General features: G+C 61.3%; 20 protein-coding genes. 11 read left to right on the top strand and 9 right to left on the bottom strand.

Annotation, left to right across the window (positions count from 1 at the left end; translation table 11 throughout):
- Positions 1-64 precede the first annotated feature (64 nt).
- Both AC07W0_RS04240 and AC07W0_RS04235 read right to left on the bottom strand, forming a co-directional pair.
- Positions 65-529, bottom strand: coding sequence for a DUF934 domain-containing protein (locus AC07W0_RS04240; protein ID WP_102617079.1), 465 nt, complete (start codon positions 527-529; stop codon positions 65-67).
- On the bottom strand, positions 526-2,190 hold the full coding sequence (locus AC07W0_RS04235) for a nitrite/sulfite reductase (protein ID WP_102617078.1): 1,665 nt from the start codon (positions 2,188-2,190) through the stop codon (positions 526-528). The genes AC07W0_RS04240 and AC07W0_RS04235 overlap by 4 nt, the downstream gene beginning before the upstream one ends.
- Positions 2,191-2,431: 241 nt before the next feature.
- On the opposite strand from AC07W0_RS04235, the gene ccoN reads away from it, so the two are divergent.
- The 3 genes from ccoN (at position 2,432) to AC07W0_RS04220 (ending at position 4,851) form a co-directional block, all read left to right on the top strand.
- On the top strand, positions 2,432-3,859 hold the full coding sequence (gene ccoN, locus AC07W0_RS04230) for a cytochrome-c oxidase, cbb3-type subunit I (protein WP_017846282.1): 1,428 nt from the start codon (positions 2,432-2,434) through the stop codon (positions 3,857-3,859).
- Positions 3,859-4,068, top strand: coding sequence for a cbb3-type cytochrome c oxidase subunit 3 (locus tag AC07W0_RS04225; protein ID WP_046383517.1), 210 nt, complete (start codon positions 3,859-3,861; stop codon positions 4,066-4,068). The genes ccoN and AC07W0_RS04225 overlap by 1 nt, the downstream gene beginning before the upstream one ends.
- Before the next feature lie 90 nt (positions 4,069-4,158).
- Positions 4,159-4,851, top strand: coding sequence for an aspartate/glutamate racemase family protein (locus AC07W0_RS04220; protein ID WP_102617077.1), 693 nt, complete (start codon positions 4,159-4,161; stop codon positions 4,849-4,851).
- Here the strand turns inward: AC07W0_RS04220 and AC07W0_RS04215 are convergent.
- Together AC07W0_RS04215 and AC07W0_RS04210 are read right to left on the bottom strand one after the other, a co-directional pair.
- Positions 4,848-5,999, bottom strand: a complete 1,152-nt coding sequence (locus tag AC07W0_RS04215) for a glycerate kinase (protein WP_017846285.1) — start codon at positions 5,997-5,999, stop codon at positions 4,848-4,850. The genes AC07W0_RS04220 and AC07W0_RS04215 overlap by 4 nt on opposite strands.
- Before the next feature lie 91 nt (positions 6,000-6,090).
- Entirely contained in the window at positions 6,091-7,197 is a 1,107-nt protein-coding gene (locus AC07W0_RS04210; protein WP_102617076.1) for a sugar diacid recognition domain-containing protein, read from the bottom strand.
- 161 nt (positions 7,198-7,358) lie between these two features.
- On the opposite strand from AC07W0_RS04210, the gene AC07W0_RS04205 reads away from it, so the two are divergent.
- On the top strand, positions 7,359-8,669 hold the full coding sequence (locus AC07W0_RS04205) for an MFS transporter (RefSeq protein WP_017846287.1): 1,311 nt from the start codon (positions 7,359-7,361) through the stop codon (positions 8,667-8,669).
- A 38-nt stretch (positions 8,670-8,707) separates the two neighbouring features.
- Here the strand turns inward: AC07W0_RS04205 and AC07W0_RS04200 are convergent, their stop codons facing one another.
- Positions 8,708-9,412 carry an SDR family oxidoreductase gene (locus tag AC07W0_RS04200; protein ID WP_102617075.1) on the bottom strand — a complete coding sequence of 235 codons (705 nt, stop codon included), beginning with the start codon at positions 9,410-9,412 and terminating at the stop codon, positions 8,708-8,710.
- Positions 9,413-9,513: 101 nt separating this feature from the next.
- Between AC07W0_RS04200 and AC07W0_RS04195 the strand changes: the two genes are divergently transcribed.
- From AC07W0_RS04195 to rarD, 3 genes are all read left to right on the top strand, one after another.
- The gene (locus AC07W0_RS04195) at positions 9,514-10,416 is read left to right on the top strand and encodes a LysR family transcriptional regulator (RefSeq protein ID WP_046383522.1); all 903 of its coding nucleotides are present in this window, start codon (positions 9,514-9,516) and stop codon (positions 10,414-10,416) included.
- 81 nt (positions 10,417-10,497) lie between these two features.
- Positions 10,498-11,508, top strand: coding sequence for an aldo/keto reductase (locus AC07W0_RS04190; RefSeq protein ID WP_017846290.1), 1,011 nt, complete (start codon positions 10,498-10,500; stop codon positions 11,506-11,508).
- Positions 11,509-11,666: 158 nt separating this feature from the next.
- Complete coding sequence (gene rarD / locus AC07W0_RS04185) at positions 11,667-12,548, top strand: EamA family transporter RarD (RefSeq protein WP_102617074.1); 882 nt, start codon at positions 11,667-11,669, stop codon at positions 12,546-12,548.
- A 54-nt stretch (positions 12,549-12,602) separates the two neighbouring features.
- Here the strand turns inward: rarD and AC07W0_RS04180 are convergent, their stop codons facing one another.
- From AC07W0_RS04180 to AC07W0_RS04170, 3 genes are all read right to left on the bottom strand, one after another.
- Entirely contained in the window at positions 12,603-13,817 is a 1,215-nt protein-coding gene (locus AC07W0_RS04180; protein ID WP_256580712.1) for a dermonecrotic toxin domain-containing protein, read from the bottom strand.
- A 175-nt stretch (positions 13,818-13,992) separates the two neighbouring features.
- Positions 13,993-15,069, bottom strand: a complete 1,077-nt coding sequence (gene hppD / locus AC07W0_RS04175; RefSeq protein ID WP_017846293.1) for a 4-hydroxyphenylpyruvate dioxygenase — start codon at positions 15,067-15,069, stop codon at positions 13,993-13,995.
- A gap of 245 nt (positions 15,070-15,314) precedes the next feature.
- Positions 15,315-16,238: a DMT family transporter gene (locus tag AC07W0_RS04170; RefSeq protein WP_102617072.1), complete on the bottom strand. Its 924-nt coding sequence runs from the start codon at positions 16,236-16,238 to the stop codon at positions 15,315-15,317.
- A gap of 78 nt (positions 16,239-16,316) precedes the next feature.
- Between AC07W0_RS04170 and AC07W0_RS04165 the strand changes: the two genes are divergently transcribed.
- From AC07W0_RS04165 to AC07W0_RS04155, 3 genes are all read left to right on the top strand, one after another.
- A complete protein-coding gene (locus AC07W0_RS04165) occupies positions 16,317-17,231 on the top strand; it encodes a LysR family transcriptional regulator (RefSeq protein ID WP_102617071.1) in 915 nt (304 codons plus the stop codon).
- 47 nt (positions 17,232-17,278) lie between these two features.
- A complete protein-coding gene (locus AC07W0_RS04160; protein WP_102617070.1) occupies positions 17,279-18,820 on the top strand; it encodes an EAL domain-containing protein in 1,542 nt (513 codons plus the stop codon).
- 196 nt (positions 18,821-19,016) lie between these two features.
- A complete protein-coding gene (locus tag AC07W0_RS04155; RefSeq protein ID WP_017846297.1) occupies positions 19,017-19,379 on the top strand; it encodes a histone-like nucleoid-structuring protein, MvaT/MvaU family in 363 nt (120 codons plus the stop codon).
- A gap of 115 nt (positions 19,380-19,494) precedes the next feature.
- On the opposite strand, the gene AC07W0_RS04150 is transcribed toward AC07W0_RS04155, so the two are convergent.
- On the bottom strand, positions 19,495-20,031 hold the full coding sequence (locus AC07W0_RS04150) for a DUF4946 domain-containing protein (protein WP_026139941.1): 537 nt from the start codon (positions 20,029-20,031) through the stop codon (positions 19,495-19,497).
- A 198-nt stretch (positions 20,032-20,229) separates the two neighbouring features.
- On the opposite strand from AC07W0_RS04150, the gene gloA reads away from it, so the two are divergent.
- Positions 20,230-20,751, top strand: a complete 522-nt coding sequence (gloA, locus tag AC07W0_RS04145) for a lactoylglutathione lyase (RefSeq protein WP_017846299.1) — start codon at positions 20,230-20,232, stop codon at positions 20,749-20,751.
- Positions 20,752-20,900: the final 149 nt, after the last annotated feature.

Here is a 20,900-nt window from a genome sequence, read left to right as displayed (position 1 = left end):
GTTTTCCTCGGGTGAGCCGTAGTGCGAACCGCGATCATGGCAGATGCGGCAACTCACCGTATGATTAACGCCTGCGAAACAGCGGGCGCGGCTCGATCACGCTACGCCCGTACTGCACGCTCATCCCCGCCAGCCCTTTCAGGGCGTCTTCAGCCGATTTGTCCGCGCGCACCGCAAACGCATCGAACCCGCACTGGCGCATATGGCTGAGCTGATCGCGTAGCACATCGCCAATCGCCCGCAACTCGCCTCGCCAGCCCATACGCGTACGCAACAGATAGGCCTGGCTATAGGCGCGGCCGTCACGAAAGCTGGGGAAATCCAGGGCAATCAGCGGCAGCGTGGCGAGCCAGGGCTGCAGCTGTTCGACCTCATCATCCGGGCCCAGCCACACGCCATGCCCCGGCGCATAGGACGCCAGCGGCAGGATCAGTGCAGCGCCGTCCGGCACCTCGTCACGCACCAACACCCACGGATCATCCGCCACCAGACGCGCCTGCCCCGGCTCAAGCTTCAACAGATTGTTCATGCCGGCTGCTCCGCGTACACCTGCTCCTTGAACGGCTCCAGGCCAATGCGCTGCACGGTATCGACAAAGCGCTCTTCGCTTTCGCGGTAGCGCACGAAGGTGCTGATCACGCGCTCGATCACATCCGGAATCTCGGCGGCGCTGAACGACGGGCCGATCACTTTGCCCAGTGAACTGTGTTTGCCCTGGGCCCCGCCGAGGGTGATCTGATACCACTCACTGCCATTCTTATCGACGCCCAGGATGCCGATATTGCCGATGTGGTGATGGCCGCAGGCATTGATGCAACCCGAGATGTTCAGGCTGATGTCACCCAGGTCGTGCAGGTAGTCGAGGTTATCGAAGCGCTGCTGGATCGCCTGGGCGATGGGGATCGACTTGGCATTGGCCAGGGCGCAGAAGTCACCGCCGGGGCAGGCGATGATGTCGGTCAACAGGCCGATATTCGCCGCGCCCAGACCGTGTTCGCAGGCCAGGCGCCACACGGCATGCAGATGCTCCTTGGGCACATCCGGCAACACGATGTTCTGTTCATGGGCGATGCGGATTTCGCCAAAACCGAACTGCTCCGCCCACTCGGCCACGGCCTCCATTTGCGGGGCGCTGACGTCGCCGGGCGGCGCGCTGATACCGGGTTTGGTGGACAACACCACGCTGGCGTAGCCCGCGACTTTATGCGGCATGACGTTGCGGCTGACCCAGCGCGCAAAGCCCGGGTTGTCGGCCAGTTCGGTGCCGTAGGCCAGGCTGGTATCGCTGAGCGACGCATACGCCGGCGGCACGAAGGCCGACGCCACCCGCGCGTATTCGGCATCGGTCAACTGCGCCGGGCCATCGCGCAGGTACTGCCATTCTTCCTCCACCTCCTGGGAAAACGCGTCGATCCCCAGCGCCTTGACCAGGATTTTGATGCGCGCCTTGTACTTGTTGTCCCGCCGGCCATGCCGGTTGTACACCCGCAACACCGCCTCGACGTAGGACAGCAGGTGCCGCCACGGCAAGCCCTCGCGAATCTGCAAGCCGAGGATCGGCGTGCGGCCCAGGCCGCCGCCCACCATCACGCGCAACAGCATCTCGCCTTGGTCATCACGGTAAAGGTACAGGCCGATGTCATGCATCATGATCGCCGCGCGGTCTTCGCGGGCCGAGCAGATGGCGATCTTGAACTTGCGCGGCAGGAACAGGAATTCCGGGTTGATGGTCGACCACTGGCGCAGAATCTCCGCCAACGGGCGCGGGTCCAGCAGCTCGTCGGCCGCGACCCCGGCAAAGGCTTCGGTGGTGATATTGCGCACGCAGTTACCGGAGGTCTGGATCGCATGCATGTCCACTTGGGCCAGGCGTTCGAGGATGTCGGGCACCTGGTGCAGCTCGATCCAGTTGAACTGCAGGTTCTGCCGGGTGGTGAAGTGGCCGTAGCCACGGTCGTAGTCGCGGGCGATGCTGGCCAGGGTACGCATCTGTTCGGCGCTCAAGGTGCCGTAGGGAATCGCCACCCGCAGCATGTAGGCATGCTTTTGCAGGTACAGGCCGTTCTGCAGGCGCAAGGGCAGAAACTCTTCTTCGCTCAAGTCGCCGGCGATAAAACGCTCGACCTGATCACGAAATTGCGCCACGCGCTCGAACACCAGCGCCCGGTCGTATGCATCGTACTGGTACATATCACCGCCTCATCAGGGTTGGCCGCGTCCCAGGGCGCGGCTTCTAGAGGCGGCGACTATGCGCCTGCGGCGCAGGGCATTAAAGATTCAGGTGCAGGCTTAAAAAGCGGATCAGATGGGCTATAAGCCGTGCTTTCACGCCAAATAAACTGATCCGTAGTAATCAGCTTTTTCTGAGTCTGTTTTGTTTTACCCACACTTCCTACAGTGCCTGCCACTTGGAACCGTGGGAGGACTGAGCATGAGCACAGCAACAATCGGACAGGCCTATAACTACAAGGTCGTCCGCCAATTCGTGATCGCCACCATCGTCTGGGGCGTGGTGGGCATGGCCATGGGCGTGTGGATCGCTTCGCAGCTGGTCTGGCCGGAAATGAACCTCGATTTGCCCTGGACGACTTTTGGCCGACTACGACCGTTGCACACCAGCCTGGTGATCTTCGGGTTCGCCGGCAGCGCGCAGTTCGCCGCCAGTTATTACGCGGTACAGCGCACCTGCCAGGTGCGGCTGTTTTCCGACAAGCTCGCCGCATTTACCTTCTGGGGTTGGCAATCGGTCATCGTGATCATGTTGATCAGCCTGCCGTTGGGCTACACCACCACCAAGGAATACGCCGAGATCGAATTCTCCGGCGCGGTATGGATGACGGTGGTGTGGGTGGCCTACGCCATTGTGTTTTTCACCACCGTGGTACGGCGCCAGACCCGGCACATCTACGTGGGCAACTGGTTTTTCGGCGCGTTCATCCTGGTGATCGCCATGCTGCATGTGGTCAACCACCTGGCGATTCCGGTGGACTGGTTCAAGTCCTACCCGGTGTATTCCGGCGCCACCGATGCGATGGTGCAATGGTGGTACGGGCATAACGCCGTGGGCTTTTTCCTGACCACCGGCTTCCTGGGGATGATGTACTACTTCGTGCCGAAACAAGTCGGACGGCCGGTGTATTCCTATCGCCTGTCCATCGTGCATTTCTGGGCACTGATCACCTTGTACATCTGGGCCGGTCCGCACCACTTGCATTACACGGCGCTGCCGGACTGGGCGCAGTCGCTGGGCATGGCGATGTCACTGATCCTGCTCGCACCGAGCTGGGGCGGCATGATCAACGGCATGATGACCTTGTCGGGCGCCTGGCATAAGTTGCGCAGCGACCCGATCCTGCGCTTTTTGGTGTTGTCGCTGGCGTTCTACGGCATGTCGACGTTCGAAGGGCCGATGATGGCGATCAAGACCGTCAACGCCCTCTCCCACTACACTGACTGGACCATCGGCCACGTCCATGCCGGCGCGTTGGGCTGGGTGGCGATGATCACCTTCGGCTCGCTGTACCACATGATCCCGAAAGTCTTCGGCCGCCAGCAGATGCACAGCGTGACGCTGATCAACCTGCACTTCTGGCTGGCGACCATCGGCACCGTGCTGTACATCGCCTCGATGTGGGTCAACGGCATTACCCAGGGCCTGATGTGGCGTGCGATCAACGATGACGGCACCCTCACCTACTCGTTTGTCGAGGCCTTGCAGGCCAGCCATCCGGGGTTTGTGGTGCGCTTTGCCGGTGGCGTGTTGTTTCTCAGCGGCATGCTGCTGATGGCCTACAACACCTGGCGCACGGTGCGGGTCGCGGACTTGCGGGTCGCGCAGCTTGACGCGAGGATCGTCTGATGTGGAGCTTTCTGATGGTGGTGTGCCTGTATGGCGCGGTGGAGTACTGTTTGCGCGGTCAATCCGAGGAGACGCTGGATGAGGCCAGTTTGATTCCGTTCGCCGACGACCCGGAGGTGGCGCGCCGGGTGGAGCTGGCCACCGGCAAACAGATCCACGCGGTGGCAGCGGAGCAAGCCAGGCCGGGCTGGGGCAATCTGGATATGTGAAACTGCTCCGCTGATTTGGCGCGCAACTGCGTATGACTATTCGGCGGCCGATGGGTAAGGTGATGCGATATTTCTTGTCAGGAGCATCGCATGCACACCATCGGCCTGATCGGCGGCATGAGCTGGGAGTCCAGCGCCGAGTACTACCGCATCATCAACCAGCGCGTGCGCGACCAGCTCGGTCCGCTGCGTTCGGCGCAACTGCTGATGTACAGCGTGGACTTCGGTCCGGTGGAACAGGCCCAGCATGCCGGACGCTGGGACGACGCCGCGCTGATCCTCGAGGATGCCGCGCGCCGCCTGCAAGCCGGGGGGGCCGAGTGCGTGGTGCTGTGTACCAACACCATGCATTTGGTGGCGCCGCGGATCGAAGCGGCGGTGTCGATTCCCTTTCTGCATATTGCCGATGCCGCAGGCGCCGCGGCCGTCGCCGCCGGCACCCTGACCGTGGGTTTACTCGGCACCGCGTTCACCATGGAACAGGACTTTCTCACCTCGCGCCTGGCCGCCCACGGCCTGAACGTGCTGGTGCCCAATGCGAACGAGCGCCAGGCCGTCCACCGGATCATCTATGAGGAATTGTGCGTCGGCGTGATCAGCGAGGCGTCACGCCAGGTCTATCAGCGCGTGATCGCCTCCCTGGCCGCACGCGGCGCCCAGGCAATCATCCTGGGCTGCACGGAAATCGGCCTGCTGATCAAACCCGAACACAGCGACCTGCCGCTGCTCGACACCACGGTGCTGCATGCGCAGGCAGCGGTGGCGTTCGCGTTACGGGACTAAGCCGAGGTTCTTGACCCCGCCGCGCGGCGCCACAGCCGCGCAACATCCGCCGCTCGCTCGCGCAACAAGCGCGGTGCCTCGCTGCAGGCCTGCTCCAGGCTCATCGGCCCGGACGGCAAGGCGAAGGCTGCATCCACGCCGTGGGCGTACATCTGCTCGTAGCCTTCACCCAGCGTGCCGGCGATCACGATCACCGGGACCTGGTGCCGCTGGGCGATGCGCGCCACGCCGAAGGGCGTTTTACCGCGCAACGTCTGGGCGTCGAAACGACCTTCACCGGTGATCACAAGGTCAGCGCCGCGTATCGCTTCGTCGAGGCCGACCAGTTCGGCGACCACCTCCACCCCCGCACGGAACTGCGCACCGAGGAAGGCCTTGGCGGCGAACCCCAGGCCACCGGCGGCGCCACTGCCGGGTTCGTCGCGCACGTCATTGGGCAAGACCTTGGCGCAATGGTCGGCAAAATGGCCGAGGGCCGCGTCGAGTTGTTCGACCTGCTGCGGATCGGCGCCTTTTTGCGGGCCGAAAATCGCCGAGGCGCCATGGGGGCCGCACAACGGGTTATTCACGTCGGCGGCGATTTCAAAGCGCACCTGGGCCAGGCGCGGGTCGAGTTGTTCCAGGCTGATCCGCGCCAGGCGGGCCAAAGCCAAGCCGCCCGGTGCCAGAGGGTGACCCTCGGCATCGAACAACTGCACGCCGAGTGCCTGCATCGCGCCTGCGCCGCCATCGTTGGTGGCACTGCCGCCAATCGCCAGGATGATACGCCGGGCACCGGCGTCCAGGGCCGCGCGGATCAGTTCGCCGGTGCCGAAAGTGGTCGTGGAGCACGCGTCGCGCTGCCCCGGCGCCACCAATTGCAGGCCGCTGGCTTCGGCCATTTCGATGAGTGCGGTGTGGCTGTCGGCCAGCCAGCCCCAATGCGCGTCAACCGCAGCGCCCAAGGGGCCTTTCACCGATTGGTGCCGCAGTTCGCCCTGGCAGGCGGCGAGTACCGACTCCACCGTGCCTTCACCACCGTCCGCCATCGGGCACTGGACCACGCGTGCATCCGGCCAGACCTGCGCCAAGCCTTCGGCAATGGCCTGGGCGACGCCTTCGGCACTCAGGCTGTCCTTGAACGAATCGGGGGCGATGATGATTTTCATGGGCGTTCTCCGGTTTTTATGCCGCCCATGCTGCCAGTTGGCAGCGGCAATGACGCTGGTCCGATGCACAAGTGCGAACCCGGCTTGTTGGTCATTCCGACAAAACCTGGGGCAGCAGCTGGACGCCAAGGTACAGCGCGAGCATGCCATCCAGCGTCAACGGGTCGACTCCGCTGAGTTCGGCAATGCGCTCCATGCGGTAGCGCAGGCTGTTGCGGTGAATGCCCAGCGCATCGGCGCACGCCTGGCTTTGCCCGTCGTGTTCGCACCAACTGCGCAAGGTCGCCTGCAGTTGGCCGTTGTTGTCCTTGGCCAGCACTTTTCGCAGCGGGTTGAGCAATTCGTCCAGAGCATCGTCGTTGCGATGCCGCCAGAGCATCACCGGCAGGCGATAGCGGTTGAGGATCAGCAGCCGTGAATGCGGCAGGACATCGCGGCCGTAGGCCAGCAGGTCGCCCACGCGTCGATAACAACGACGCAACCCCGCCAAGCCATCGGCTTGCCCACCGACCGCCACCCGCAGAATCGTCCAGCCCAGGCCTTCGAGCTTTTCCAGCAGGCGCGGATTGTCCACCGGCACCGCCGCCGGTCGGCACCACAGCAGCGAATACTGCGCGGAGCTGACGCACCAACTGTCCGGATAGCGCGACGTCAACCAGGCACTCAACGCTTCCGCCGTCTGCCCCGCCCCCAACTCGAACAGATATGGCGTGCGCGCCATCTGCGGCTTGAGCCCCAGTTGCTGCGCCTCATCCACCAGGCGTGGCGAGTCGCCGGTGTCGGCCAGCAGCAACGCCAACAGATCGTCGCAGCGCTGGCGTCGCCATTGTTGCTCGGCTTGCTGATGCCGGTGGCTGACCAGCATTTCCGCGGTCATGCGTACCAGTTCGGCATACGTGCGCAGCCCCTCCGGCTCGCCGGTAATGCCGAGCACGCCGATCAGGCGCTGGTCGTGCATCAACGGCAGGTTGATGCCCGGTTGCACGCCCTTGAGGTGCTTGGCGGTCTGCCCGTCGATCTCCACCACCCGGCCGTTGGCCAACACCAGTTGCGCGCCTTCATGCCGCGTGTTGATGCGCTCCGGCTCGCCGCTGCCGAGGATCAGGCCCTGGCTGTCCATGACGTTGACGTTATGCGGCAGGATCGCCATGGTGCGATCGACGATATCCTGCGCCAGGTCATGATCCAGCTCGAACATGGGGCTAATTTCCTTGAAAGCGGCGGTTGTTCATCGGCACAGCGCAAAGGATGCTTCACTGTGCGCGAGCACAAAGACAGCACCCCGCCAGGTGGCCGAGACTCATGGGGCGATCAACGTTACCCTCGCATCGCAAAAAATCATAATAAAGAGAGACTCCCATGTCACAGAGCGCCGTTGCCCCACTGGCCACCGATGACGATAAAAACGCCATCTACAAGCGCATTACCCTGCGCCTGATCCCCTTCATTTTTATCTGCTACCTGTTCAACTACCTTGACCGGGTGAACGTTGGCTTTGCCAAGTTGCAGATGCTCGATGCGTTGAAGTTCAGCGAAACCGTGTACGGCCTGGGTGCCGGGATCTTCTTTATCGGCTACGTGCTGTGTGGCGTGCCGAGCAACCTGGCGCTGACCAAGTTCGGTCCGCGGCGCTGGATTGCCTTGATGATGATCGTCTGGGGCACGCTGTCTACCTGCCTGCTGTTCGTCACCACGCCGACGCATTTCTATACGTTGCGCCTGTTGACCGGTGCCGCCGAAGCCGGCTTCTTCCCCGGTGTGGTGCTGTATCTCTCGCAGTGGTTCCCGACGTTCCGCCGTGGGCGGATCATGGCGTTGTTCATGTCGGCGATTCCGGTGTCCGGCCTGCTGGGCAGCCCGTTTTCCGGCTGGATACTCAACCACTTCGGCGCCGGCCAAGGCGGGCTCGCCGGCTGGCAGTGGATGTTCCTGTTGCAAGGCATCCCGACCGTAATCCTGGGCGCCCTCGCCTACTTCCTGCTCAGCGACAGCTTTGCCAACGCCAAATGGCTCCAACCGCATGAGCGCGCAATGCTGGAAGCCGACCACGCGACTGACCTGGCGAACAAGCCGAAAACCACCACCGACTCCCTCGCCGAAGTGTTCAAGAACCCGGCGATCTGGGCGTTCGGCTTGATCTATTTCTGCATTCAGAGCGGCGTCTACGCGATCAACTTCTGGTTGCCGTCGATCATCAAGAACCTGGGTTTCAGCGATAACCTGGTGATCGGCTGGCTCAGCGCGATTCCCTACCTGCTGGCCGCGGTGTTCATGTTGCTGGTGGGCCGCTCCGCCGACTTGCGCAAGGAGCGGCGCTGGCATTTGGTGGTGCCGATGTTGATGGGCGCGCTGGGCCTGGTGATCGCGGTGAATTTCGCCACCACCCCGGCCATCGCCATTCTCGGCCTGACCATCGCCACCATGGGCGCCCTCACCGGCCTGCCGATGTTCTGGCCGGTGCCCACCGCCATGCTCAGTGCGGGCGCGGCGGCCGGTGGCCTGGCGTTGATCAACTCGATGGGCCAGATGGCCGGCTTCCTCAGCCCGTACATCGTCGGCTTTGTGAAGGATGCCACCGGGTCCACGGATATCGCGCTGTACCTGCTGGCGGCGGTGATCGTCGGCGGCAGTGTGTTGGCACTGCGTATGACCCGCACCCTCAAAGTCTGACAGTTGGAGCAGGCTTGCTCCTACTCTGGGTTGGGGATTTACAACTGGCCGCCGCCGTCGATATCGATCACGGCGCCGGTCATAAAGCCATTTTCCATGGCCAGCACAAACCCCGCCGCCACTTCGTCGGCCTGCCCGACGCGACCTACTGGCAATGCGCCCTCCACCTTGGCAAACATCGCCAGGCGCTGCGTTTCGTCCAACCCGGCATACGCCGGCGTGTCGATCACGCCAGGACTGATCACATTGACCCGACGCGGTGCCAGCTCCTTGGCCAATTGCTTGCCCAGCGCTTCGGTGGCGGCATTGATACCGGTCTTGATGAACTGACCGGGCGCCAATTTGCGCCCCAGTTGACCGGAGGTCAGGCTGATGCTGCCGTGCTCGTCGAGGAACGGCAGCGCCCGTTGAATCGCACGCAACGAACCCCAGAGTTTAACGTTGAAATTATCCTGGGCTTCGTCCAGGTCGGTGTCGATCAGGTTCTTGGCGCGCACCGACGGGCCGGCGGTATAGACCAGATGATCAAAGTGCCCCACGGCTTCGAACAGGCGTTGCAGCGAGGCGCTGTCGGTGACGTCCACCGGTTCGCTGCGCACGCCGTTATCGACGCCGGAGGACACACGCCGTCCGGCCAGCACCACCTGCGCGCCACGCGCGGCTGCCGCCTTGGCCACTGCCGCGCCAATGCCGCTGCTGCCGCCGATAACGATGACAGTTTTACCGCTGAGGGAATGGGTCATGGGGAAAGATCCTGGGTCAAAAAATGAGCGTTCATCTTCCCAGCTTGGCAATCAGCGAAAAATCCCGGTAAAACGACAAGATATTTAAGGGATTTTTACAAATGAGCTCGATTCTCGACCTGGAAGTCTTCGTGCGCAGCGCCGACACCGGCAGCCTGTCGGCGGCCGCGCGCAGCCTCAGTCTCACGCCGGCCGCCGCGAGTATTGCGCTCAAGCGCCTGGAAACCCGCCTGGGCATACGGCTGCTGGCGCGCTCCACCCGCAGCATGCGCCTGACCGAGGAAGGCCGGCGCTATCTGGACAGCGTGCGTGTGGCCCTGGAAGCCCTGTCCGAGGGTGAACAGGCGATCAAGCAACAAGGCCAAAGCCTCAGCGGTTGGCTGCAATTGGCCGCGCCTTCGGATTTCGGGCGCAACGTGCTGCTGGGCTGGCTGGATGAGTTCAAGCTGGAGCACCCGAACATCCGCGTTCAACTGTTGCTGAACGACAGTAACGCCGACCTGTTCCGCGAAACCGTCGACATCGCGCTGCGCTTCGGTGTACCCCGTGACTCCAGCCTGGTGGCGTTGCCAGTGGTGCCGGACCACCGCCGCATCGCCTGCGCCAGCCCCGCCTACCTCGCGCGCCATGGCGCACCGAGCACGCCGGCAGAACTGGCGCAACACAATACGCTGCGCTACATGCGCCAGGGGCGGGCCAACAACACCTGGTACTTCCGCCAAGGCGCCGAGCTGCAGGAAGTCGAGGTGACGGGCGACTATTTGAGCGATGACGGCGAAATCGTGCGGCGCTGGGCATTGGCCGGGCATGGCATCGCCTATAAAGCCAACCTGGATATCGCCAGCGACATCCAGGCCGGACGCCTGGTGCCGCTGTTGACCGACTGGCAGGGCGAACCCACGCCCTTCAATCTGATGTGCCCCCATCGCCTGCAAGTGTCGGAACGGGTGAAAGTGTTGCATCGCTTCCTCCAGACACGTTGCCGGACGCTGCTGAGCGTATGAAGAAACGCGCCCAGGGCTTGTCCCAGAGCCTGCGAGTCTGGTATTGCATGGCACACGTTTTCCTGATTTGAGGAGCTTTGTATGATTTATCGCACGTTGGGCCAATCCGGGTTGAAGGTCAGCGCCTTGACCCTGGGCACCATGATGTTTGGCGAACAGACCAACACCGAAGACTCGTTGCGCATCATCGACAAGGCCTGGGACCAGGGCATCAACTTCATCGACACCGCCGACGTTTATACAGGCGGACGTTCGGAAGAGCTGGTCGGTGAAGCCATCGCCCGCCAGCGTCAGGATTGGGTGGTGGCGTCCAAGGTCGGCTTTGGCCCACCGGACGGTTTGCCCAACCGCAGCGGTTTGAGCCGCAAGCGTATTTTCAATGCACTGGAAGCCAGCCTGACCCGCCTCGACACCGACTACCTGGATATCTACTACCTGCACCGCGAAGACCACAACACCCCGCTGGAGGTCAGCGTATCGGCGATCGGCGACCTGATTCGCCAGGGCAAGATCCGTTACTGGGGCCTGTCCAACTACCGCGGCTGGCGCATTGCCGAAGTGATTCGCGTGGCCGAGCGCCTGGGCGTGGACAAGCCGGTGATCAGCCAGCCGCTGTACAACATCGTCAATCGCCAGGCCGAGGTCGAACAGATCACCGCCGCAGCCGCCTATGGCTTGGGCGTGGTGCCTTACAGCCCACTGGCCCGTGGCGTACTCAGCGGAAAATACGCACCCGATGCCACGCCCGAGGCCGGCAGCCGCGCCGCGCGGCAGGACAAGCGCATTCTGGAAACCGAATGGCGGGTCGAGTCGCTGCGCATTGCCCAGCAAATCCAGCAATACGCCCAAGAACGTGGCGTGGGGATTGTCGAATTCGCAATCGCCTGGGTACTGAACAACGCGGCCGTCAGCTCTGCGATTGTCGGCCCGCGCACCGAAGCGCAGTGGGATGCGTACACCGGCGCACTGGATGTGAAGCTCACCGCTGAGGACGAGGCCTTTATCGACTCGCTGGTGACGCCGGGGCACTCGTCCACCCCGGGCTTCAATGATGTCGGTCACTTTGTGTCGGGCCGCATGGCACGCACGTAACCCCCGGAAAATCGCAGTTCACTGCCCTTCTGCCGAGGGCAGTGAGCAAAACCTGGATGAAACGCCCCAAAACAGAGCCACCCTCTGACGCCAAAAGCACTATATTCCCCTGCTGAAATCCCCCCTCTTTTGTATCCAACGGTTTTCGCGAGGACAGCGTGTCTAAAGGTGTTGTGTTATCGGTCTTGGCTTCGGTGTTGTTTGCCGTGATGTATTACTTCACGTCGCTGCTGACGCCCTTGAGTGGCCTGGAGATTTTCGGCTGGCGCATGTTACTCACCATGCCGTGCATGACGGTGTTCATGCTCATCAGCGGCGAATGGCGACGGGTATGGGACGTGCTGCGGATGCTGGCGGCCAGGCCGCGACTGATTGGCGGCATCGTGGTGTCCTCGGCGCTGCTCGGCGTGCAATTGTGGCTGTTCATGTGGGCGCCGCTGAATGGGCGCAGCATGGATGTGTCGGTGGGCTATTTCCTGCTGCCGCTGACCATGGTGCTGACCGGGCGCCTGGTGTACGGCGAACGCTTGTCGCGGCTGCAACAGATCGCGGTATTTTTTGCAGCCCTTGGGGTGCTTAACGAACTGTATCAGGTCGGTGGTTTTTCCTGGGCCACGCTGGTGGTGATCATCGGTTACCCGGTCTATTTCGTGGTGCGCAAATACCTGACCACCGACCATTTGGGCGGGCTGTGGCTGGACATGGCGCTGATGCTGCCGGTGGCCTGGTGGTTTGTGCAAAGCGGCGAACAGGGCTTTGCGGTGATGGCGGCCCATCCGAAACTGTACGCGTTGATCCCGATGCTGGGCGTCATCAGTGCCTCGGCGCTGGTGAGCTATATCATTGCCAGCCGCTTGCTCGCATTCAGCCTGTTCGGGTTGCTCAGTTATGTGGAGCCGGTCCTGCTGCTGGGGGTGGCGTTGCTGCTGGGTGAAGGTATCAAGGCGGGCGAATGGCTGACCTACATCCCGATCTGGCTGGCGGTGATGGTGCTGGTGTACGAAGGCTTCAAGCACCTGGTGCGTCAACGCAGGGCATAAGTGCGAGAGCGTTGGGGGGCATCCATGCCCTCCTGCTCAGGGCTGCGCCGCCATTCAGCGGGTTTGCACCTGGACTGTTGGCTGAACAGGCGTGCCAAACTGCTTTTCCAACAGGTCGGCCAAGGCGTTCAGTTGCTCGCGCCTTGAGCTGTAAATCGGGATGTCGCTCTGCACTTGATTGCCTATCTCTTCCAGGGAGGCATCCATCACTTCTTTCTTGACGCCAAACAGATTGCCCAGTCGATTGCCCTGGTTCAGCTCGAGCAACGTGCCTGTGACCGGGTTCTTGGCGATTTTTTCGATAGAATAAGCCACGTCTTCAGGAACGCCCAACGCCTCCAGCGCCGTCCCCAGGCCATGGCCAGGGTTTCTGAGCTGCTTGAGGAACTCGTCGTAGAGCCCATTCAGATCATTGGCGCCCGCATTGCTCAGGAGAAGATTACCGAGATCCGCTTTGTATTCCTTGGGCGTCATCAATACGAGCGGGTCGTTATTGTTCAGCCCGTTACGCACTAAGTAGGGACCATCCTTGCTACCGCCATGCAGGTTGCCGTAACCGTCATAATAATAAAGCACCTTATTGCCATCCGCGCGCGTCCCGACGTAGGTGGCTGTGCCGTCCGGCGATAGGTTGTGGAGGCGCGTGTCGGTCAGGCCGTTGACCGGCACCGGCGGGGTGCTGGCGTCTTTGTCCAGGCGCGTAAAGATGTCCCCCTTCTCATACCCATAACTGCCGACCACCGCATTGGGATCGCCAGCGGCAAACTTTTCCAGCACCCGCTTGACACGCTCCACTTGCTTTGGCGCCGCGTCACTGGAGAAGTGTGCGGCAAGCTGGTCCACCTTCTTTGGATCGCTGAGCGCCGCCTTGAGCGAGGCTGTCATTTCTTCACGGGTGTTGAATGCGTGAAACGACTGACCTTCTTGCTCCGGCAAATACATCAGAAAGTTCGGCCCTTCGGCGGTCGCCGGCGTGCGCTTGGCCATGACGATGTCTTTGGCTTGTACGCCATCGACGGCAAAGGTCGACACCTGCACACCGGGTGCTCCCGGTTTGCCAGGCCTTACGACGGCAGTCGCCAGTGCTCGCCCGCCAGCACTCAGCGAACCGTCGCGGAACTCTGACTGTATGCGCTCCATGTAGTTTTGAAACGCCTGGTCGACTGGGTCCGAGTCGCTGGTCGAGCGGATGCGGCGAGTGGACACTGCGGGCTCGTTTTGCGCGTAAGGGGTAAGCGGATGTTGGCTTGCATAGGATGTATTGATCATAAAATGTATCCCGACGTGACTACTGAAGTTCGGCATCCCTGCATCAAGGCACAGGAGGTTTCCTGCGGCCCTGCCATCTTTGTGGACGCGGCTCGAAATACGGTTCCTCACACCTGGCGTACAAAAAAACCCGGCAGAGGCGACCTCGACCGGGCTTGTTGTGACGAGAAGGTGATCAGTCGGTGTTCAGTACACCGCGGCGCACCTGGTCACGCTCGATGGACTCGAACAGCGCCTTGAAATTGCCCTCGCCGAAGCCATCATCGCCCTTGCGCTGGATGAATTCGAAGAACACCGGGCCCATCAGGGTTTCCGAGAAAATCTGCAACAGCAGGCGTTTGTCGCCTTCAATGGACGAACCGTCGAGCAGGATGCCGCGCGCTTGCAGTTGGTCCACCGGCTCGCCATGGTTCGGCAGGCGACCTTCGAGCATTTCATAGTAGGTATCCGGCGGCGCGGTCATGAAGCGCATGCCGATCTTCTTCAATGCGTCCCAGGTCTTGACCAGGTCGTCGGTGAGGAACGCCACGTGCTGGATGCCTTCACCGTTGAACTGCATCAGGAACTCTTCGATCTGCCCGGCGCCCTTGGACGACTCTTCGTTGAGCGGGATGCGGATCATGCCGTCCGGGGCGCTCATGGCCTTGGAGGTCAGGCCGGTGTACTCGCCCTTGATATCGAAATAGCGCGCTTCACGGAAGTTGAACAGTTTCTCGTAGAAGTTGGCCCAGTAGGCCATGCGCCCGCGATACACGTTGTGGGTCAGGTGATCGATGACCTTGAGGCCGGCACCGACCGGGTTGCGCTCTACGCCTTCGAGGTAGACGAAATCAATGTCGTAGATCGAACTGCCTTCACCGAAACGGTCGATCAGGTACAACGGCGCGCCGCCAATGCCCTTGATCGCCGGCAGGTTCAGCTCCATCGGCCCGGTGTCGATATGGATCGGCTGGGCGCCCAGTTCCAAGGCGCGGTTGTAGGCCTTTTGCGAGTCCTTCACACGGAACGCCATGCCGCACACCGATGGGCCGTGCTCGGCCGCGAAGTAGGAGGCGATGCTGTTGGGTTCATTGTTGAGAATCAGGTTGATCTCACCCTGGCGATACAGGTCGACGTTCTTGGAACGGTGGGTCGCGACTTTGCTGAAGCCCATGATCTGGAAGATCGGCTCCAGGGTGCCTGGGGTGGGTGATGCGAATTCGATGAACTCAAAGCCCATCAGGCCCATTGGGTTTTCGTATTGGTCAGCCATTTTCGGCGCCTCTTCATTCTTGGGATGAACGGATGTCAATTGCCAGCAAGGATGAAGTGGGAGGGAGGCGCACACGAGAGACCTCGCACGCTGCGGGCGAGGAAGTCACCGAAGATGAGGGGGGAGCCGAGTAGCTTCATGGGTACATCAGTCTCTGACGGCTGAGGCTTGCGTGAGCGCAAGTCCATATTCTTGTATGCGTAAATCGATTCTACACAGCGTAACAGCGTTTGTCCGTACTCTTATCAAATCCCCATTGGCCTACTCGGAGCAAGGGGTTTGTTGCACAGGTAAATACCGAGCAGGATCACCGCGCCGCCCAACAGCATCGGCAGAGTCAGTCGCTCATCCAGCAACGCCGCGCCGCAAATGACGGCGGTCAGAGGATTCAGCGCGATAAACACACCGGCGCGGGTCGCGCCGATTCGGCGGATGCCGTCGTACCAACCGATATACGCCAGCGCCGAGCCCAGCACCCCGAGGTACAACAGGCTGAACAGTTGCGGCCAATGCACGGCGGCCAGCGCATTCAGGCTGATCCTGCCACTGATGAAGGTGGTGGCCGTCAGCATTACTGTCCCCAGCAGAATCGACCACGTGACCGTTTGCAACGCGCCCAGGCTCTGGTTGAGCTCACGGGAACACAATGAGTACACGCCCCACCCCACCACGCAGCCGAAGATCAGCACATCGCCGACCCACGCGTTGGCTGCGGCCTGCAACAGTTGGGGATTGCGGCTGACAATCACCGTGCCTGCGCCGACCAGGCACAAGGCAATCCCCAGCCACTTGGCCGCGCCCAAGCGCTCCTTGAACAGCCACCATGAAGCCACGCCGATCACTGCGGGGTTTAGGGCCACGATCAAGGAGGCTCGCGATGCATTGATGTAATGCAGGCCGTAAAAGAAGCACAGGTTGTAGAAAAAGATGCCGAAAAAACCCAACACGGCCAGGCGCGCCCATTGCCTGGCGTCAGGGCGAGTCAGGCGCACGCGTGCGCAGGCCATGAACAGCAACAGTGCAACGCTCGCCGATAGAAAACGCAGGGTCGCGGCCAGCAGCGGGTCAAGGTCAGCCGCCAGGTAGCGGCCGGCCACAAAGGTCCCGCCCCAGATCATGGTCACAGCGGTGAGCTTCAGGTAAGTCGAGCGGTCGGGGGAAGATGTCATCGGTGGGTTGCTCTGTGGCCTGTAGGATTGGCGTATCCTCCAGCTAATGATCAATCATCGTAAAATGAGTAAATACTCATGACCCTCACGCAATTGGAAATATTCTCGCGGGTCGCCGAACTGCAAGGTTTCACCAGTGCGGCCCTTCGCCTGGGGATCAGTCAGTCTGCCGTGTCCCATGCGATCAAAGCCCTGGAGCAAGAGCTGGGGGTGGAGTTGTTTCGACGCCATCAGTCCCCAATCGAGCTCAGCGACATCGGCCGGCAACTGCTGATGCGCGCCCGCACGTTGCTCGGCGTGGCCGACACCTTGCAGCAGGAAGCCTGCGACGCGCGCGGGATGAAACGCGGTACGCTGCGCATCGGCTCTTTCGGCCCCACCTCATCCAATCGCCTGCTGCCGCGCATTCTTAAGCGCTATCGGCTACAGCATCCGGGCATTGAAGTGCATGTCGACGAAGGCCCGGATCGCCAAGTGATCCAATGGCTGGATGAGCGGCGTATCGACGTCGGGTTTGTGGTACTGGAGCAAGAACGATTCGATACGTTTGCGCTGTTCAAAGACCAGATGGTCGCCCTTTTGCCCGCCGCCCACCCCTTGGCCGAACGCCCTTGCGTGGCACTGAAGGCGCTGTGCACTGACCCGTTCATCCTCACCGAAGCCGGCTCGCTGGAACTGGTTTCGCGACTGTTCGACAGCGCCCGGTTGACCCCGAATGTGCGTTATCGCTGTTCGCAATTGCTCAGCACCCTGGAGGCGGTGAGTCGCGGCGACGGCGTCAGCGTGGTGGCGCAGGCGTCGCTGCCCGAAACGCCGGATGCGCGCTACACCGTGCGCCCGCTGTCGCCGCCGGTCAGCCGCGAAGTTGGCCTGGCGGTGCTGGATCAACGCCAGTCGACACCGGCAACCCTGGCCTTTATTCAAGTTGCACAAAGCGTGGATTTCTCTGCCGCGGCGAGCTTAATTGAGCCCGGCCATCTATCATCGAGTTAATCCTGCGCCTTGCGGCGTTCCGCCCCCCACCACAGACCGTTCGCCCCATGCCCCTGACCGTCAACGGCCCGCAAAAACGCGCCACCCGCTACCTGATCAGCGCACTCAGCGCGCTGCTGCCAATCGGCCTGGGCATACTCATCCTGCACTGGCAGGCTGAACGCACGCTGCAACAAAGTACCGCGCAGATGGCCCAGGAAGCGGTGCGCCAGTTCGACCTGATGCTCGACAACACCGCCCTCGCCGCCCAAGCCTTGCTGCCACTGGCCGGTCAGCCCTGTGACAGCGGCGTGCAGCTGGCACTGCGCGAGCAAGTCACGCGCCGGCCGTTTGTCCGGGCAACCACCTTGTCCTGGCAGAAAAACATCTATTGCAGTTCCTTGTTCGGCGGTGGTTATGAATCGCTGGTCAACCCGGGCGATTATGTTGATGGGCGCTTGTGGTTGATGGATGGCAACCCGGTCACACCGGATACCGCGCTGCTGGTATACCGCCTGGTCGACGGCGATCAAGGCGCCTTTGCGTCGATTGACGGCTATCACCTGACCAACGCCCTACGCCTGATCAGCCGCCACGCAGAGCTGGTCCTGCAGGTCGGGCCGCACTGGATGGGCGCTGACGGCAAGGTGCAGGACACGGCGCTACCGGTATTTGCCGTGGCCCATCACCATCTGGTGTCGCCGCGTTATCACTACAGTGTCGACGCCGGCATGCCGGCCGGGGAAACCTGGCGCTATATGCAGGAGCGTTACCCGGCGCTGTTCAGCCTGGTGGTGTTCTTCGGTGTACTGGCGGGCGTGCTGGCTCACTGGCTGCAGAAACGCTCGTCGGCCCCGACCCACGAGCTGCAACGGGCCCTGGGCGCCAATGAGTTCGTCGCCTATTTCCAGCCGGTGGTACGCGGCGATACGCGCGAGTGGGCCGGCTGCGAAGTCTTGATGCGCTGGAACCACCCCAAGGAAGGCCTGGTGCGGCCGGACCTGTTCATTCCACTGGCCGAGGATTGCGGCCTGATCGTGCCCATGACGCGCGCGCTGCTGCGCCAGACGGCGGCGCAATTGGCGCCGCATGCCGAGCGTTTTCCCCGTGGCTTCCATATCGGCGTGAATATCACAGCGCGTCATTGCCAGGACTTGGCGCTGGTGCAGGACTGTCGCGAGTTTCTCGCGGCCTTCCCGCCTGGCCAGGTAACCTTGGTGCTGGAACTGACCGAGCGCGAGCTGATCAACCCTACGGACATCACCCGCCGCCTGTTCGATGCGCTGCATGAACTGGGCGTGATGATTGCAATCGATGACTTCGGTACCGGTCACTCCAGCCTGGCCTACTTGCGCAACTTCAATGTCGACTACTTGAAGATCGATCAAAGCTTTGTCGCCATGATCGGTGTAGATGCACTCTCGCGGCATATTCTGGACAGCATCATAGAGCTGTCCGGCAAGCTCGACTTGGGCATCGTTGCCGAAGGCGTGGAAACAATCGAGCAATGTGAATACCTGGCGGCACAAGGCGTGGATTTCCTGCAGGGTTACCTGTTCGGGCGCCCGCTGCCCTGCGACGAGTTCATTAAATCCCTGATCAGCCATTGAATAGCCATCTACCGCGCCGATGAAAGAGTGTTAATTAGCTAAAGACATGATTTACTCGTGACGGATTAACTACTACAATTTTTCATACCTGTGCAGAACTCGCAGGAAGGCTTCTTTCTTGAGTCGCCTTACAGCTCTTGGCTTATAGCGTTATCTGCAGTTGATATCAGCCAAATACACTATTGGAGTAAAGATTTTGTCCAGACTCGCCGAATTTCGCGCAGCAGAAAAAGCCCTTCAAGAGCAGCTTGCCCAGCTGGAATCCCTGAAGAACGACGCTGGCCTGAAGAAAGAAATCGAATTCGAAGAAAAGCTGCAAGCGTTGATGAAGAGCTATGGCAAGGGCCTGCGCGATATCATTTCCATCCTTGACCCTAACCCAGGCAAGGCCGCAGCGGTCGCCACCGCACCAAAACAGCGTCGCGCACGCGTGGTCAAGGTTTACCAGAACCCGCACACCGGCGAACTGATCGAGACCAAAGGCGGCAACCACCGCGGCCTGAAAGCCTGGAAAGAACAGTACGGCGCTGCCACTGTAGATTCCTGGCTTCGCGGCTGATCGACAACGCACTTGCAAAGAGCCCCGCAACAGCGGGGCTTTTTTGGTTTAAACGTTCGAATGCGAACTTAAATAACATTTCACTTTGTTCAAAAACGCTTACCGTGGGGCCTTTTCAAAGTTTCAGGCTGTCACGCACCGAACGGACTTCATCCTTGCTCGCTTCGTATGCTTGCGCCTGCCCTGCGTATGAAAAAACAAAGGCTTTATCGGTATCAACAGCGCCCACCAATGTTTGCGAGAGTACGTGGCGGCCGTTCTCGGTAATCACACAAGTAGTTTCCAGCGCCTCAAGACGACTCAATGTTGTAGGATGCATCTTGCTGCACACACTTTGATAGCCGCCCTGGGCAAAGTCTTTCTGGATGGACTTGCGCATTTCCAGTAAAACGCCCTCAAGATTGACGGCATGCCCGGCCTCGATCGGCGTGCCCGTCAACTCCATGACCATCACTGTCGCGCCATTTTCATCATTCTTGATTGCCCGTTGCCGAGACACCGGTTGAGTGTTGGCGGGCGTCTCCCCGGCAGGCTCCACTTCCTCGATCTGCCAGCCGCTGGGCCAGTGAATTTCCGGTTCGGCCGCCAGCGCCATAGGGCTACCCAAGAACAAACACAACGTGCTCAACAACGCTGTACGACATTCGCTCATTACAAAAACATCCCAGGTTCAAGCGCCGAAGTTTGCGGCCCAGCCCCTGCGGCTCGCAAGGCCTGCGTGGGCTTTTTCATTTGGCGCGGCGGGCGGGCCTTGCGTATCATGGCCCAGCCGCACGAATGCTTGCCGCAAGCCAAGGGAACGCACCGCTCATCTCACGCCGCGTTTGCCCCATTTTTTTCTGGAGGGCCCATGAGCCTGCACGATCTGAACACTTTCCCGGGCGTCACCGCCCAGCCTGACACAGCCACGTCGAACTTCGTGTTCAACCACACCATGCTGCGGGTCAAGGACATCACCAAATCCCTGGATTTCTACACCCGCGTCCTCGGGTTCTCGCTGCTCGAAAAGCGCGACTTCCCGGAAGCCGAATTCAGCCTGTACTTCCTCGCACTGGTGGACAAGGCCCGGATCCCCGCAGACGCCGCCGAGCGGACCCAGTGGATGAACTCGATCCCAGGCATCCTGGAACTGACCCACAACCACGGCACCGAAAACGACGCCGACTTCGCATACCATAACGGCAACACCGACCCACGCGGCTTTGGCCATATCTGCATTTCGGTGCCGGATATCGTGGCCGCATGCGAGCGCTTCGAAGCCCTCGGCTGCGACTTCCAGAAGCGCCTGAGCGATGGCCGCATGAAAAGCCTGGCGTTCATCAAGGACCCGGACGCTTACTGGGTTGAGATCATTCAGCCCACGCCGCTGTAAAAATCCGACGCCATCAAAATGTCCGATGCCACGCCTAGCGTGAGGACATGAGACGCCAAGAAAACCTACACGGCGCAGCCCTCCGCTCACTGAAGCACTGGCGCTTTGGTGGGCTGGGGGCCATATGGGTGTGCAGCGGTTGCACGCGT

Source organism: Pseudomonas sp. GW704-F2 (genome assembly GCF_059423025.1).
This window is presented reverse-complemented; position numbering and strand designations above follow the sequence as displayed.

Bases quoted from the DNA above. Each gene is read 5' to 3' on its own strand.
- AC07W0_RS04240 (WP_102617079.1), bottom strand. From the start codon at position 529: ATGAACAATCTGTTGAAGCTTGAGCCGGGGCAGGCGCGTCTGGTGGCG.
- AC07W0_RS04235 (WP_102617078.1), bottom strand. From the start codon at position 2,190: ATGTACCAGTACGATGCATACGACCGGGCGCTGGTGTTCGAGCGCGTG.
- ccoN (WP_017846282.1), top strand. From the start codon at position 2,432: ATGAGCACAGCAACAATCGGACAGGCCTATAACTACAAGGTCGTCCGC.
- AC07W0_RS04225 (WP_046383517.1), top strand. From the start codon at position 3,859: ATGTGGAGCTTTCTGATGGTGGTGTGCCTGTATGGCGCGGTGGAGTAC.
- AC07W0_RS04220 (WP_102617077.1), top strand. From the start codon at position 4,159: ATGCACACCATCGGCCTGATCGGCGGCATGAGCTGGGAGTCCAGCGCC.
- AC07W0_RS04215 (WP_017846285.1), bottom strand. From the start codon at position 5,999: ATGAAAATCATCATCGCCCCCGATTCGTTCAAGGACAGCCTGAGTGCC.
- AC07W0_RS04210 (WP_102617076.1), bottom strand. From the start codon at position 7,197: ATGTTCGAGCTGGATCATGACCTGGCGCAGGATATCGTCGATCGCACC.
- AC07W0_RS04205 (WP_017846287.1), top strand. From the start codon at position 7,359: ATGTCACAGAGCGCCGTTGCCCCACTGGCCACCGATGACGATAAAAAC.
- AC07W0_RS04200 (WP_102617075.1), bottom strand. From the start codon at position 9,412: ATGACCCATTCCCTCAGCGGTAAAACTGTCATCGTTATCGGCGGCAGC.
- AC07W0_RS04195 (WP_046383522.1), top strand. From the start codon at position 9,514: ATGAGCTCGATTCTCGACCTGGAAGTCTTCGTGCGCAGCGCCGACACC.
- AC07W0_RS04190 (WP_017846290.1), top strand. From the start codon at position 10,498: ATGATTTATCGCACGTTGGGCCAATCCGGGTTGAAGGTCAGCGCCTTG.
- AC07W0_RS04180 (WP_256580712.1), bottom strand. From the start codon at position 13,817: ATGATCAATACATCCTATGCAAGCCAACATCCGCTTACCCCTTACGCG.
- hppD (WP_017846293.1), bottom strand. From the start codon at position 15,069: ATGGCTGACCAATACGAAAACCCAATGGGCCTGATGGGCTTTGAGTTC.
- AC07W0_RS04170 (WP_102617072.1), bottom strand. From the start codon at position 16,238: ATGACATCTTCCCCCGACCGCTCGACTTACCTGAAGCTCACCGCTGTG.
- AC07W0_RS04165 (WP_102617071.1), top strand. From the start codon at position 16,317: ATGACCCTCACGCAATTGGAAATATTCTCGCGGGTCGCCGAACTGCAA.
- AC07W0_RS04160 (WP_102617070.1), top strand. From the start codon at position 17,279: ATGCCCCTGACCGTCAACGGCCCGCAAAAACGCGCCACCCGCTACCTG.
- AC07W0_RS04150 (WP_026139941.1), bottom strand. From the start codon at position 20,031: ATGAGCGAATGTCGTACAGCGTTGTTGAGCACGTTGTGTTTGTTCTTG.
- gloA (WP_017846299.1), top strand. From the start codon at position 20,230: ATGAGCCTGCACGATCTGAACACTTTCCCGGGCGTCACCGCCCAGCCT.